Origin of the sequence: Enterococcus plantarum (genome assembly GCF_001730295.1) — a bacterium.
GTDB lineage: Bacteria > Bacillota > Bacilli > Lactobacillales > Enterococcaceae > Enterococcus_L > Enterococcus_L plantarum.
The window spans coordinates 132,959-149,168 of record NZ_MIKA01000001.1 but is presented as its reverse complement, the minus strand read 5'-3'; the positions used below and the strand labels follow the sequence as shown (position 1 = coordinate 149,168).

The following is a 16,210-nucleotide window of genomic DNA, read 5'->3' as shown; positions in this document are numbered from 1 at the left end:
TTTTTATCTAAATTTTTGAACCAAAGAATAGTAAAAAAGCATCATTAAATTGCCCTGTTGCATAACAATAAACAAGCCAACTGCCAATGGCGATGAAGGGACCGAAAGGAATGTGCTTTCTTAATTTTTTTTTGATAATTAATTCGCCTATACTGTAAACCAATGCCAAAATACTGGCCAAGACTAGCGTAATCATTATATAGATTGGACCTAGAACTATACCTAGCACAGCAAATAATTTTATATCTCCACCAGCCATGCCACCTTTACTTAAAAGAGCTAATAGGAGCAGAACACCAAATCCAACAGCAAAGCCTGCAGGTGCAAACCACCATGGATTTAACTGCTGAACGGCGAAACGCTCAATGATTGCTAAGATACAGAATGGCAGTAAAATCTTATTAGGAATTTTTTGTGCAGTGATATCTGTTACGGTAATAATCAATAATAATGATAATAGCGTCCACGCAACCAAGGTTTCATTAGTCGTTTTTAATAAAAAGGCAGTGGATGTAAACAATATACCGGATAGACACTCAAATCCTATGTACACAAAACCGATTTTCTCATGACAATTGCGGCATTTTCCTTTTAAAAGAATATATGAAAATAGTGGAATCAATTCCCAAAAAGCTAAGGCGTGATTGCAATTTTCGCAATGGGACCGTTTCTTTACGATATCTTCACCTCGAGGGATTCGTTGACCGAGCAATAGAAAAAAAGAACCTAGACAAGTTCCTAAGATGAATATGTATATGTAAAAGAAAAGGTATTCGTATGTGGATGGTGTTGTAAAAAGTTGGACATTCATACAATTCAATTCTCCTTTGAAATATTTAAAAAGTTGAAAAAGCAAACAGTTATAACTATTTACTTTTTCACAAATTGAAATCATCTACAATTAATTATTTATAGAAATCGGTTCTTGTTAATTTGGCAATATCTGCTTCTGATCTGTCAGTAAGAGGTTTATTTGTTTTCTTCCCTGCAATAAATGTATTCTCATCAACAGTAGTTATCAACTTACTATTTTCATCTAAATCGAACTTAATATTTTCTGATTTATCATTACCATTTAAGCCACCAATTTGTGTAATAAATCCGTCCTCTATAAGATTTTTTGCTGTAATATTTGCGTTTGTAGCTCCAATCGCTTTTGCCGGATCTTCTCCATTGGAAGCTTGATACAAATTAGCAGCGGCTATAACGCTTTGTAGGCTACTAATTGCAGCATCCTCTCTATTCTTCTGAATAACACCTGTAATCGCAACCGCTCCGATTCCCGCAATAATCGCCATAATTACTACAACTGCAAGTAACTCTACCAGTGAAAGTCCTCGCTCATCCTTCAACACTTTTTTTAACATATTTGTTTCTCCTCTCTTTGTACAATCCGTATGTACGTTTTTTATGATAAACATAAATAATCACTATTTATGTGTCATCCTTTGATTAGCCCTGTACCGCGTCATACATTGAAAACATCGGCAACAAGATTGCTGAAACAATCAACCCCACGATTACACAAATTACGATGATTGTTATGGGTTCCATGATCAACTTGATTCGCTCACCTAACATCTCTACTTCTTCTTCAAACATGTCACTTAACTTCTTCAACATGCTTTCAAGCGAACCTGTAGACTCGCCTACTATCGTCATCTGAGTCACCAAAGGTGGAATGATTTTATCTTTGCTGAAAACGTCACTTAACGAACCACCTTTTTCAACTTCTGCTTGACATCGATGTATTAGTTGCTTGATATATAAATTGTCTACTGCATCAGCAGACATACCTAAAGCCTTAGATATAGAAACTGAACTTTCTAACAATATTGATAGGGTGCTCAACATCATATTTAAATTGCTTTTTTGGATCAATTCGCCAAAAACTGGCATCCGTAAAGTTAGACTGTGCCATTTAAATTTCAGCTCAGCATTGCGCATCATCAACTTAAACGCAATAACAACTATGGCAATTACAACGAGCAACACCCAGCCTTTTGTTTGTAAAAATCCACTTAAACCAATCGTAATTTTTGTGATTGCTGGTAACTCTGCATCTAAACTTTCAAATACGGTTACGAACATAGGAACAATACTTACAATCAAGAAAATACCTACACAAAGTGATAAAACTAACATGATGATTGGATAAATCATTGCCGTGATCACACCACCACGTGCTTTAGCTTTTTTCTCGTAATACGTACTCATTCTCAACAATGTGGCATCTAACGTTCCAGACATTTCTGCTGCTCGCACGATGCTTATCAACATTGACGGAAAAGCATTAGGATGCTTGCTATAGCAAGTAGACAATGCATCTCCACCTTGAATTTCTTCACAAATTTCCGTCAATATTTTTTTAAAATTTTTATTCTGCTCTTGTTCTGCTAACATTTCACAAGCGGAGGTAATTGATATTCCACAATCGATCAACGTTGAAAACTTTTGTAGATATTCAGCAAGCAATTTGACACTGACTTTGTTGAACAACTGAATCTCTTTTGTGGCAAATGTTTCTTCTTGTTCAATCAGCAGTGTAGAACGTAATCCTCTTTTTTTGAGCGATTGCCCCGCTTCGTGCAAACTATCTGCCCGTAAACGGCCTTTTTTTATATTGCCTTGTATTGTTTGAGCTTCATAAGAATAGATTGCCATGGCTACTCCTCCTCGCCAAGTAGCGCTTCTGCCGCTTCAATATCCACTTTTCCAGAAGACATAAGCTGTTGAAGGCAACTTTCCATGGTATACATGCCATCACTCTTCCCAGTTTGAAGCATATTGCCGATTTGATGCGTTTTATTTCCTCGAATCAAATTTGCAATGGATTTATTGTTTACCAACATTTCGGTTGCAGCGACTCGTCCATTATTGCCACGATTAGGCAATAACCGCTGAGCTAAAATCCCTACTAATGCCCCCGCTAGCTGAGTCCGAACTTGAGACTGCTGTTCAGGAGAGAAAACATCTACGATTCGCTCAATCGTTGCAGCAGCACTGGTTGTATGAAGTGTTCCTAAGACTAAGTGGCCTGTTTCAGCGGCTGTTAACGCGATTGAAATGGTATCAAAATCACGTAACTCCCCCACTAAAATAATATCTGGGTCTTGACGAAGCGATGCCCGCAAACCATTGGCAAAGGACTCTGTATCTACACCGATTTCCCGTTGGTCGATTACACTCATTTTATGATTGTGAACGTACTCTATTGGATCTTCCAAGGTAATGATATGTGTTTTTTTCGTTCGGTTTAGATAGTCGATCATAGATGCTAATGTTGTTGATTTACCCGATCCAGTAGGACCAGTAACTAAAAATAACCCTTGCTTTTTTTGAATCATCGTTTTTAAAACTGACGGAACACCTAACAATCCTAACTCAGGTATCTTAGTTGCAATAATCCGCAAAGCTATCGAAACGTTCCCTTTTTGTCTAAAGATGTTCACACGAAAACGACTAGCATTTTTAACTTCGTAAGCCAAATCGACTTCTCCATTCGATTTAAATTCAGCCCACTGTTCCCCGTTGCACATCACACGACCATACATAGAAATCGTTTTATTCGTCAATACATCTTCAGTGGTCACTTCTACTAATTCTCCATTCAAACGAAAAACAGGAGATAGACCAACAGTCAAATGAATATCTGAAACTTTTTTACGAACAGATTCTCTCAATAACGCATCAAATTCTTCTTTATATGGTCTTAATTTTGGATTAATTTTCCCAGGACGTTCTTCTTTCCGTCTTGCCGCTTGTTGTGCGAGTATTTCTATTTCTTCTTCATGCATTTTTGTTCTCCTTGATTTACCGATTTATTCATTGGTTGTAGCCTTCAATACTTCTGAAATGGTTGTAAAGCCTCTAACAACTTTGCTTAAGCCATCATCCAGCAATCTTTTCATTCCATTCCTTTTTGCTACAGCGAGCAACTCATTTGCCTCACCATTTCTGGAAATAACCAAACGTGCATCTGGAGTTATAATAAACAATTCCTGAATTGCTATTCGACCTTTAAAGCCAGTCATATTACACTTTTTACAGCCTGTTCCTTTGTAAAGATGGTCGACATACACATTATTTTTATCTAAAAATTCTATTTCTTCCATTGTTGCAGGTTCTTCAATTTTACAGTTAGGACAAATCGTTCGCACTAATCGTTGTGAAAGAACACCTGTTAAAGCATTTGCAACTAAAAATGAATCTACACCCATGTCAATCAACCTGCTGACTGTCGCAATCGAATCATTCGTATGCAATGTACTAAGTACCATATGACCTGTCATTGACGCTCGAATCGCAATTTCAGCTGTCTCCGCATCACGAATTTCTCCTACCATGACAACATTTGGATCTTGACGCAGAATCGAACGTAAACCGGCTGCGAAATCTAACCCAATGTCACTATTCACCAATACCTGATTCACACCGTCTAGCTGATACTCCACTGGGTCTTCTACTGTAATGATATTGACATTCGGCTGATTCAATTCATTCAGTGCCGCATATAAAGTCGATGATTTCCCTGAACCTGTGGGTCCTGTGACAAGAAAAATACCATGAGGTTGTTTTAATAATTCTTTAAGCCCATTTAGTACATCTTTGTCAAAGTTAAATTCATCCAGACCTCTTAATCCTGATGACATATCAATAATCCGAATAACAACTTTTTCTCCGTAAATCGTTGGTAAAACGGAAACCCGTAAATCGACCATTCGGCGCCCATTTTGGATTTGAGCACGTCCATCTTGGGGCAATCTTGTTTCAGTGATATCTAAAGAAGAAATAATTTTTAAACGTGATGTTACAGCCTGTTGAACATTTTTAGGGAGCTGATTTAGTTCAATTAATTCTCCATCTACCCGAATTCTGACATTCAAACTTTTTTTCTGCGGGTCAAAATGGATATCGCTGGCTTTTTTATCTACAGCAGCCTGAATAAGTGAATTGACTAATTTGATAATTGGCGAATCATCTTCTAATAATGTATTCGTTATCGGAGTTTCTCCTAGAACCGTATCATCTGTAGCATCCTGTAACCATTCTTCTAACATCAAATCTTCCGGATACTGTTCTGTGATCATCTGGCTAATGTCAGATGATGAGGCGAAATAAGGTAAAGCTGACATGCCTGTAATCAACCGTAATTCATTGATAACGTCATAAGCCATCGGATTGACCATTGCTACTACCAAACGTCCTTTTCGTTTTTTGACAGGAAACAGCTGATTTTTTTGAGCAAATTTTTTCGGAACTAAATCAAGAACTGCTGTTTCTCTTTCTACTGTAAATAAATCAATGATTCTAATTCCAGTCTGTATACTTTGAAGTTTCATCAGTTGATTTTCATCTACGTAATGCTCATCTAAAAGAATTTTTTCTACTGATCTTGTTGCAGTTATTTGTTCTTTTATTTCCTCTGCTTGTTGTTTCCTCAATAGTCCTTGTTTGACCGCAATTGCTAAAAGACCATTTTCATCTACAGTTCGATTTTTGGGAGATCGGCTAGGTTGTGGTTTTTCTCCTAAAATCGGCCGTATTTTTTTTCTTCTGCGTCCTTTTTTTTCTTCCATCCGTGCCTCTCTCCTTTGATTTGTAAATATCATGATTAATAGCTTACATTGTTGGTATAGTCAAATACTCTCTGTATGATCCAATGAGAATTATTTTCTGGCACTACGCCATGTGCCGGTTTAACGATTGTCACTACACCATTTTTTGCTTCGTTTGGATCGCCTTCTTCAATAGCTACTTCTTTTTCTAATTCTTGTATTAACAGATCGCCGTCTTCTTTTGTAGCGACTTCTATAATCAGTTTGCCATGAATTGTTTCTTTGCCTTTTTTCAATCCTTCTTTGATAAATGTTGTATCAAAAAGCTCCAGCTTAGGAAGAACTTTCATTGACATCACCGTATCTACTTGCGTTTCCAAGTTAAAAGGTTCGACTCCTGTAGTTCCTAATTCCAAATGACTATGGTCTTTTAAGCGAATAGTATTCCAGTATTTTTTATCGTTATAATACGTTGCTTTCATAGCATTTGAACTTCTTCTTTTTATTTTGGGCGCATCAATAAAGCTTACACCATTTTCAACTGTCAGCGAACTTTGTTCCCCCTCTAACTCTAATAAAGATGGTGGTCGTGCTTTTGATGTATACGTACCTTTATCTGCATACGCAAATGTTTCTTCTCCCTGATTTAACAAAGACGCTGAAGTCAACATAAAATTCCCTTTTTTAACTAGAATCTTACGTTTGTCATTTTTTCCAGCAGACAGGGAAATTCCTTCAATGTTAATATTATTTTTCGGAGGCGTTAGGTAAACATTTGAACCTGCAATCACAAAACCACCATCCAAAAACTGTTCCCAGTCCTTATTCATTGGATTATTGACTTTTGCATCACTGGCATATTCACTAAAATTAACCGACGGATTACCTGTTGGCTCTTGTTCTAGCACGACTTCTCCTTTAATCAAGAAAAAACCTTTATCCCTTTTACTTGATCCGGTGTTGTTGACCAATAAATTAGGTGTTTTTATCTCATAGAGGTCGTTATCTACATATAGACCTGCGTTTTTATTCGTTGATTTACTTACATCAATAGTGACGTATATCCCTACATCCGCTTTAATATTAAGATTTTTTATGGCATTTATCTCTTGGTTCGGATTTTCGTCATTACGAAGTGCAATAATATTTTTCGCGGTAATCGATTTTTTTCCGCTCAGCAAGACGCCGTTTTTTAGGAAAAAAGAGCCTGCAACGTTTAAATCTTTGTATATAACTGAATTGGGTCCTTTCCAAAAATTCAAAAAAGTCCCATCTTGAAGATCGACTAAAAAATTATTGGATCGTCCATAACTTGTTTCATAATGACTAAAATATTCTTTATATGGAAATAGTGGTTGATTTGATTGATAACGATAAATGTGATCCATTTTCCGAATCCAAGTATCAGCCGTAATCAGTTCTTCTCCGTCAGCAAGTGAGGGTTGGTAATACACATACCTCCAAGCATCTAATTTTGATGCTACTACTTTTTGTTGACCTTGCGTCCATTGAAACTCGTACACATAGTCTCCTTTAGAGGAGGCTTTTTTTATCTGTCCATTTTTCATCGTTTGCTCAACATTAATCTCTAATGTAAAGGTGGTGTTCGTGTTAATTATTCCATCTTTAGAGTCACTTGCTTCCATTGGTATCCAACCATTAGCACCGCTGTCCTCAGAAATAAATTTATATGGATTGATGATCGAAACAGTTGGTTCGGATACTTTCACGGTAAAAGAAAAATCTTGTTGTTTCCCAATACTCATTTTTTCAATTGGCTGATTTTGCAGCTCGTTCGTTACCTCAGACATTTTATTAGTTAATACTGTTTTATCTAGTCCTAATTGAGTATTTCCAGATAGTTTTGATTCGATCGTTTGTTTTATCTTCATGGAAGCTTCCTGAAAAGCGTATTCTTTCACATCTTTCATTTTTGCTAATTGATCAACTGCACTTATCTGAAGAAAATTATTTCTAGCTCTTAAAAAAATTCCCATCATCACAAGACTTACAATCACGATTGCTCCTAATGCGTAGAGTAAGGCATAACCTGCTTCATCATTTTTCAGTTTTTTACCATCTACCTTCACCCGGAATCTCTCCTTTTGCCTTTAATTCATCACGATAAGTGAATTCTGCTTTTCGACTGTATAAAATCTTTGTACTCTCTTCTTCTTCAATACCGCCTCTTCCAGACAGATTAATTTCACCATTTTTAATATAGTGACCAAAATCAATACTCCCTTTGTAAAAAAGAATCGTAACACTAGTTTGGATTGTAAAAGTATCTCGATAATTTGGTGTCCTAAATTGTGTTTTTAAGGATTCATTTTTATTTTTTTGCTGAAAAATTTTGATTTTATAGTCTTGATTTTTTAATTGATAAAAGCGCGCATTTGAATTTTTCCCGCTATCTTTTGTGGCATCTACTATATCAGTAAGTCCGATTTTATTTTTCCCTTGCTCTGATAAAGCGATTGGTTTTTGATTTGCCGCTTCAGAGTCGAAAACACTAATGATCTGATTCGTCTGCCACGGATTTTCTGAAGAAGTTGTTGCAGGAAATTTTCCCAAATATCCGGCTTTTTCATAAAGACCTTCTATTTTTGATAATTGGTTTATTTGAACGACTATGTCGTTTGCAGTTTGCTGAAACTCGATTTTTTCTCCTTGGATTGAAAATGCTTTACCAATACTACCGATAACCGCTCCAAAAAATAGAATCACGATTGAAAAAATGGCTAAAGTTGCAATCATCTCTATTAATGTTAATCCATCTTCATTTTTCAGAATCTTGCTCATGTTTTCTCCTTCAATTTACTGCTAATAAGTGATTACCCAATTAAATAACGTATCTGTCATTAATCGACCCGTACTTTCATCATAAATTTCTAAGAATACTTCTATACCATCCTTACGAGGATCATACTTTTTCGAAGTATTTTTAAAATGCACTTTACACAATACTAAATAATTATGCTGATTTGCTGTTCCAATGTATCTGCCTAAGTAATTGCTTTCTTCTTTTTCTAACGTTCCTTCTTCTGCATCTTTCCATTTCTTGGGAAGTAACGTTCTTTTATCTGGGTAGCTATATTCAATTTTCCGCTCTTGTTGTTTATTCGTAGTTTCCACTCTTCCGGTCAAATCAACTTTTTGCTCACCGTAAATGGAGATATTTCCACCGTTCGTCTGAATCCCTGAATTATCGAGAATGAGATAATTTCTTCTTACCTTTTGACTAGTTGTCAAATGCTCATTGTTCTTGACACTAAAGACATACTGATTCAAACCAGCTAAGTCTTGTGTTTGCCCGCGATACCCCATCCATTCACGAAGTTCATCACGAATAGCTTGTGCTTCTTTTTTCTTTTCGTTCAATTCAATCATTTGTTGATTTCGAACCAACATTGATGCTAGTAACATAAATGACGTCCCCAATATAACTACCGCTACTAAAACTTCTATCAGGGTCAAACCATCTTCATTCCTTATCATTAAAGCGACCCATCCTTTATAAATAACGTATAAAATTTCAAACAAAATAATAAAATCCTTACAACTACAGAACTATACAACATTTTCAAGATTTTAACAATCCGTAAAATAACTTATTAAGTGATAACGAAATTACACATAAAAATTAAAATTAGCATTATTTTAAAAAATTTGAATATAAAATAAACCAAATAAAAAACGAATTAAAAAACAAACAAAGCTTTCGTATCGCTTCTTAAAATTGTTTTAAAAATGGATAACGTCAAACAAACTATTAGGTAATCAAGATTGAGATCATCAATGATAATTTCTTTTTTTTACAATTTAAAACATTAAATGAATTAAACTGAATTTAAAATCACCAAAAATTTTTTTTGATTTTTTCTGAGCTATTCCTTTAAAATTAAAGAACGATGAGAAAAAAGCAGTTGGAACAAAGCGCTCTTCGCTTTGTTCCAACTGCTAAAAAACAACAGAATCTTACGAGACTCTGTTGTTTTTAATATAAATAGTGCTATTTTCATCTAAAGTTTCAATTAATCCGTTGGACGCACCAATTTTTATAACATATCAAATAACGATAATTGATTCTCATCCGGTAAATCTTTTAACACGCCATTTTCTGTCATGTATTCAATCAAAGTTTTTGAGACTTTCCCTCGACTTGCAAGATCTTCTTTAGATAAGAATGGTTCTGTTCTTGCTTCTACAATTGATTTTGCCACATTCAATCCCAAACTAGGTACCGCTCTGAAAGGTGCGATCAAGGTATCTCCGTCAATCACAAAATTCTCAGCATCTGATTTATATAAATCAATCATACCAAATTTAAAGCCGCGTTCAATCATTTCATTAGCAAGTTCTAAAACCGTTAAAAGATTTTTTTCTTTTGTGGAAGCTTCCAATCCCTTATCTTGAATCTCTTTCATTCTCGCTTTCACTGCTTCTTTGCCTTGCGACATAGCAACCAAATCGAAATCATCTGCACGAACAGAGAAATAAGCACAATAGTATAGAATCGGGAAATACACTTTAAAGTACGCCACACGTAACGCCATCAAAACATAAGCGGCCGCATGGGCTTTTGGGAACATATACTTGATCTTGGAACAAGAATCAATATACCAGTCTGGCACATTGTTTTCTTTCATTGCGGTCAAATACTCTTCTCTTAATTCATCAGGGATTTTATTCCAAAGCCCTTTACGCACCGTCTCCATGATCTTAAAGGCCATACCACTGTCTAGTCCAGCATGAATCAAGTAAACCATGATATCATCACGACAACCAATAACCTCTGCGAGATTCGCTTCTCCTCGGCGAATCAATTCTTCAGCATTTCCTAACCAAACATCAGTCCCGTGAGACAGGCCAGATATTTGGAGTAACTCTGCAAAAGTTGACGGATGCGTCTCTTCTAACATTCCTCGTACGAAACGAGTACCAAACTCAGGTATTCCCAAAGTACCCGTTTTAGAATAAATTTGCTCTGCCGTCACGCCTAATACTTCGGGTCCAGCAAAAATGCGCATCATTTCAGGATCATCCGTCGGAATCGTTTTAGGATCGATTCCTGATAAATCCTGCAGCATCCGAATAACAGTAGGATCATCATGGCCAAGAATATCAAGTTTCAAAATATTATCATGGATTGAATGGAAATCAAAGTGAGTCGTTTTCCATTCAGAATTTTGGTCATCTGCAGGGTATTGGATCGGTGTAAAATCGTAAACATCCATATAATCTGGGATAACGATAATCCCCCCAGGATGTTGTCCAGTCGTCCGTTTAACACCAGTAGAACCTTTTGCTAAGCGATCTACTTCTGCTCCCCTAAAATGAAGATTATGGTCGCGTTCATACCCTTTCACAAATCCATAAGCGGTCTTATCCGCAACCGTACCAATTGTTCCAGCACGATACACATACTCCTCACCGAACAATACTTTCGTGTAGTTGTGCGCTTCTGCTTGATAATCTCCCGAAAAGTTCAAATCGATATCGGGAACTTTATCCCCATGGAACCCTAAGAAGGTTTCAAACGGAATATCATGGCCATCTTTGAATAATCGTTGCCCACAGTTTGGACAGTTTTTCTCTGGCATATCAAACCCTGAACCATATGAGCCGTCTTCAAAAAATTCAGAATGCTTGCAGTTGATACAATGGTAATGTGGAGCTAGAGGATTGACCTCTGTAATCCCAGTCATCGTTGCAACGAAACTTGACCCTACGGATCCACGAGAACCTACTAGGTAACCATCTTCCATACTTTTATGCACTAATTTTTGTGAAATTAAATAGATAACTGAAAACCCATTTCCGATAATACTATCTAATTCTTTTTTTAATCGTTTTTCAACGATATCCGGCAATGGATCACCATAAAGTTCTTTTGCACGAGTGTAACTTAAATTTCTGATTTCATCTTCTGAACCTGGAATCTTTGGGGTATATAAATCATCTTTAACTGGTGTGATTTCTTCGCACATATCAGCGATAGCATTAGTATTTTCTACAACGATTCGATGTGCTGTCTCTTCGCCTAAAAATTGGAAGGCTGTCAACATCTCGTCCGTCGTTCTAAAATGAACAGCTGGTAAACTATGACGATTCAATGGATTAGCCCCGCCCATAGAACCTACTAAAATTTTACGATAAATGCTATCTTCTTCATTCAGATAATGAACGTTTCCAGTTGCTACAACAGGTTTTTCTAATTCATCTCCAATTTTTACTAAGTTCGTTATGATCTCTTCCAAATCTGCTTCACTTTTAACCAATTCCTGTTCAAGAAGTGGTGCGTAAACAGCTTTCGGCATAACCTCTATATAATCATAAAATTTTGCTCGATTTTTCGCCTCTTCTACACCCTTTTGCATCATCGCTTCAAAGATTTCACCATTGGAACATGCGGACCCAATGATCAATCCTTCTCGTAATTTACTTAACTGAGAGCGCGGAATTCGTGGAATTCTGAAAAAATAGTTGATATTAGACATTGAAATCAATTTAAACAGATTTTTTAAACCAGCTTGCGTTGTTGCTAAAATCGTTGCATGAAATGGTCTGGCACGTTTATATGAATCGCCTTCTCCAATATGCATATTCAATTCGTCATGATAATTCATCCCATGATTTTCTTTGGCATCTTTCAAAAAAATCCAGCATAAATGTCCCGTTGATTCGGAATCATAGATCGCTCTATGGTGTTGTTCTAAGTTAACGCCAAACTTCTTAGACAACGTATTCAACCGATGACTCTTGAATGTAGGATGTAAATAACGAGATAACTCCAACGTATCAATAACTGGATTTTTCGCTTCCGGAATATCATATTTTCCATAACTTGTGTTTAAGAATCCCATATCAAATGATGCATTGTGGGCTACAAGAATCGTATCTTTTGAAAATTCTCTAAACAAGCGAAGGACTTCTTCTTCTGATTTTGACCCTCTTACCATCTCATCCGTGATCCCAGTTAAATTGATTGTTGTTTGAGATAATGGATGACCAGGATCAATAAATTGTTCAAACGTGTCGATAATATTCCCTTTGTGCATTTTGACAGCAGCTAATTCAATGATTGTATCGTAGACGGCTGACAATCCAGTCGTTTCAACGTCAAATACGACATAGGTTGCATCGCTTAGTTCAATATGTGCTTCGTTATATGCAATTGGAACACCATCATCAACTACATTGGCTTCCACACCATATAAAATTTTGACTCCCGCTTTCTTCCCAGCACTATGAGCATCTGGAAAACCTTGAGCTCCACCGTGATCGGTAATCGCAATGGCTTTGTGACCCCATTTCCCTGCTTGGGCAACGTAGTCAGCAACATTGTTTGTGGCATCCATTGTACTCATATTGCTGTGTAAATGCAGTTCAACTCGTTTATCGCCTTCTGGTGCATAATCTTTACGAGGCGCATGTTTGACTTCCATCAAATCTTGACAATTCATCACTAAATCTCTCATAAAAGTATCTTCTTGAATACTTCCTCGAACTCGAACCCAACTATGTTTTTGGATTGCATCAAAAATTTGTTCGTCTTTTTCACCATTAGAGAATTTCTTAACGATAAAGGATGAGGTATAATCGGTGATTTTTAAAATCAAAATTTTCCGTTTAGAACGTAACTCTCGAACTTCTACATCAAAGACAAAACCTTCGATTGTCACACGGCGTTCTTCTTCTAAGATATTGCCCATCGGCATGATAGGTTCGTCATTGGGGATATTTCGCCCAAGCCGAATCGGTCCATCAAGGGCTGGCCCTTGTTGCTGCTGTTGTTTTTTCTTTTGTTCATGTTTTACCAATGATTCAGCTGCTTGTTGTTGGAATGCTGCGTCTTGTTCTTGTTTGCGTTCTTCAAATAATGCTAACACACGCTTAGCTTGTTGTTCATCCATCTTAGGTTCAATATGAAACTTTTGAAAACCGTAATGACTAAATAATTCTTCTATTATCGGTAAATATTGTTGTTTCAAATAGGGGATAACTGCATCATTATCAACTGGCAAAATAATTTTTTTATCTTCAATAATAGGAGTTTGCGATTTGATTACACGCTGAACTAATGGCGTATCACATTGACTATTCAACAATGCTAGTTGCCAATAATCCGTCAATTGTTCTTCTGTAAATTCATTTTTATCTGCTGAAATTTTGACAGATACACTTGCAATTTGCTGAAACGCAAGCTCTAATTGTTGCATAAATGATTGATATAGCATAACTGGTAATATTTCAGTGAATCCTAAATGAAATTCCCATAAGCGGCTTTGTTGATGAACCACAACTTTGTCAATTCTTCCTTGTTGAATAAGCGGATGCTGCCGCTCTTGTTCATTTAATTGAATCTGATCAATCAACTTTGCAAATAACTCTTGTGCCTTGTCTGCCACTAATGAACCTCCTTATTTTAAAAGCGAAATGGGCTCGTTTAGGTCTGAATGAAAAATAGCAAAAATTAACGGAGGCGCTTCTTGCCTCTTTTTATTTTTATCTTTTTTCCGAAGACCTAGCCCACGCAGCTAGATAGATAAAAGCGAAATGGGCTGGGTCCTTTCTGTTTAAAAAATCATCGATAGAAAATAACACTGTTTTCTTGCCCACATCTGATCTTTTTACAAAAAAATTAGCCCAAAAACGTACTATAATGAAACCGTCAGTCCTAGCTGACCAACTTGATAAGAAAGAGGCCCTTAGACATTTCTGCCAAGTGCCTCGCCACGATTAAGTATACTATTTTTTCCGTTGAAATTCAATGCAAACAAAACTTATGCGTTCTGATTTACTACCATTCTCCAATTAATCGTATCGAAAAATGTTTACGGAATCTGATTGAAGATTAATCCCGTAAACATTTTTAGCTTTATTCTTTATCTGCGTTCAATAAGATAGATAACGTACTTTCAAGTTCCTCTTTGCGAACCTCAACCATCTCTCCAGTTCGTTTGATTTTCACTTCAACTATACCATCTACTGCTTTCTTACCAACTGTGATACGAATTGGACAACCAATTAAGTCCGCATCAGCAAATTTCACTCCTGCTCGCTCATTACGATCATCAACTAGTACTTCATATCCTGCCGCTGACATTACTTCTTCTACTTCTTGTGCAAGTTTTGTCTGATATTCGTCTTTAATGTTCATTTGAACAACATGCAAATCAAATGGTGAAATGCCTGTCGGCCAGTTAATACCATTTTCATCAATATTTTGTTCAACGATCGCAGATAGTAAACGGCTAACGCCAATTCCGTAACAACCCATGATCACATGTTTTTCTCTACCGTTTTCGTCTAAAACAGTGGCACCCATTGCTTCACTATAACGAGTTCCAAGTTTAAAGATATGACCGATTTCGATTCCTTTAGTAAATTCTAAAACACCATTCCCATCAGGAGAAGGATCTCCTTCTTGTACAAAACGTAAATCTTCATAGCTGATCGGAGTAAAATCACGTCCTGGATTAACATTGCTATAATGGAAACCAGTTTCATTAGCACCTGTGATTGCATTCGCTAAATCTTGGACATGTAAATCAGCAAATAATCTCACTTCTTCAGAAAGCTCTACAGGACCAACAGATCCAAAATCAGCACCTAAATACTTACGTGCGTCTTCTTCTGTTGCTTCTTCTAAAAAGTCAACGCCTAAGAAGTTTTTCAGCTTAACATCATTCACTTCATGATCTCCACGAACTAAAATCAACACAGGTTCTGCATCAGCCATAAATAGGACTGATTTGATGATTCGTTGTGCTTCGACGTTAAAAAATGATGCAACTTGTTCGATTGAGCCAACATTTGGTGTTGCTACTTTTTCTAAGTCTAGCTGAGTTTCGTGTGACTTCTTAGGTGTATACAAGCTTGTTGCCATCTCTAAGTTTGCTGCATAATCACCATCTGTTGAGAAACAAATCGTATCTTCACCGATATCAGAAATGGCCATGAATTCTTTAGAATCTTTTCCACCCATTGCTCCGCCATCGCCAATGATTGCTCTAAAATTCAGCCCACAACGTTCAAAAATAGCTGAATAAGCTTTTTCATAATCACGGTATGATTGATCCAAACTTTCTTCATCAGCATGGAACGAATAGCCATCTTTCATGATAAATTCTCTGCCTCGTAATAACCCGAAACGCGGACGTTTTTCATCACGATATTTTGTTTGAATTTGGTAAAGATTTAATGGCAAACGTTTATATGAGTTCACCTCATCACGAATCAGTTCTGTAAACGTTTCTTCATGTGTTGGACCAAGAATATAATCACGATCATTACGGTCTTTTAAGCGATATAGATTTGGACCATACGTTTCATAACGACCAGATTCTTTCCACAATTCTGCTGGAAGCAATGCAGGCATCAACATTTCAATAGCATCGATCTTGTCGAATTCTTCTCGCATGATTTTTTTTAGTTTCTCAAGTACTCGATTTGCTAGTGGTAAATATGAATATATTCCTGCTGAGACTTGGCGAATATAACCTGCTCTCAATAACATTTGATGACTTAACACTTCAGCATCATTTGGTACCTCACGTAAAGTTGGAATTAGCATTTTTGACTGTTTCATTAGAACTCTCCTTTGTTTAAACGAATTGTTGAATCTCCTCAAGTGATTCGTTCTATAA

10 protein-coding genes are annotated in these 16,210 nt (G+C 36.5%); all 10 read right to left on the bottom strand.

The genetic code is table 11. The features are described 5' to 3' along the window. Positions 1-7: 7 nt before the first annotated feature. On the bottom strand, positions 8-811 hold the full coding sequence (locus BCR22_RS00655) for a prepilin peptidase (protein WP_069653071.1): 804 nt from the start codon (positions 809-811) through the stop codon (positions 8-10). Between the two features lie 94 nt (positions 812-905). Next, positions 906-1,367 (bottom strand): prepilin-type N-terminal cleavage/methylation domain-containing protein, encoded by a 462-nt coding sequence (locus BCR22_RS00650; RefSeq protein ID WP_069653070.1) that lies wholly within the window; start codon positions 1,365-1,367, stop codon positions 906-908. Positions 1,368-1,452: 85 nt separating this feature from the next. Beyond that, positions 1,453-2,664, bottom strand: coding sequence for a type II secretion system F family protein (locus BCR22_RS00645; RefSeq protein WP_069653069.1), 1,212 nt, complete (start codon positions 2,662-2,664; stop codon positions 1,453-1,455). Between the two features lie 2 nt (positions 2,665-2,666). Next, positions 2,667-3,797 (bottom strand): type IV pilus twitching motility protein PilT, encoded by a 1,131-nt coding sequence (locus BCR22_RS00640; protein ID WP_083241707.1) that lies wholly within the window; start codon positions 3,795-3,797, stop codon positions 2,667-2,669. Between the two features lie 24 nt (positions 3,798-3,821). Further along, entirely contained in the window at positions 3,822-5,579 is a 1,758-nt protein-coding gene (locus tag BCR22_RS00635) for a GspE/PulE family protein (RefSeq protein WP_083241706.1), read from the bottom strand. Between the two features lie 35 nt (positions 5,580-5,614). Next, on the bottom strand, positions 5,615-7,648 hold the full coding sequence (locus BCR22_RS00630; RefSeq protein WP_069653068.1) for a hypothetical protein: 2,034 nt from the start codon (positions 7,646-7,648) through the stop codon (positions 5,615-5,617). Then, entirely contained in the window at positions 7,632-8,360 is a 729-nt protein-coding gene (locus BCR22_RS00625) for a prepilin-type N-terminal cleavage/methylation domain-containing protein (RefSeq protein ID WP_069653067.1), read from the bottom strand. The genes BCR22_RS00630 and BCR22_RS00625 overlap by 17 nt, the downstream gene beginning before the upstream one ends. 21 nt (positions 8,361-8,381) lie before the next feature. Then, positions 8,382-9,056, bottom strand: a complete 675-nt coding sequence (locus BCR22_RS00620) for a type II secretion system protein (protein ID WP_069653066.1) — start codon at positions 9,054-9,056, stop codon at positions 8,382-8,384. A gap of 560 nt (positions 9,057-9,616) precedes the next feature. Then, positions 9,617-13,969: a PolC-type DNA polymerase III gene (locus BCR22_RS00615; protein ID WP_069653065.1), complete on the bottom strand. Its 4,353-nt coding sequence runs from the start codon at positions 13,967-13,969 to the stop codon at positions 9,617-9,619. A 470-nt stretch (positions 13,970-14,439) separates the two neighbouring features. Continuing rightward, positions 14,440-16,152 (bottom strand): proline--tRNA ligase, encoded by a 1,713-nt coding sequence (locus tag BCR22_RS00610; RefSeq protein WP_069653064.1) that lies wholly within the window; start codon positions 16,150-16,152, stop codon positions 14,440-14,442. Positions 16,153-16,210: the final 58 nt, after the last annotated feature.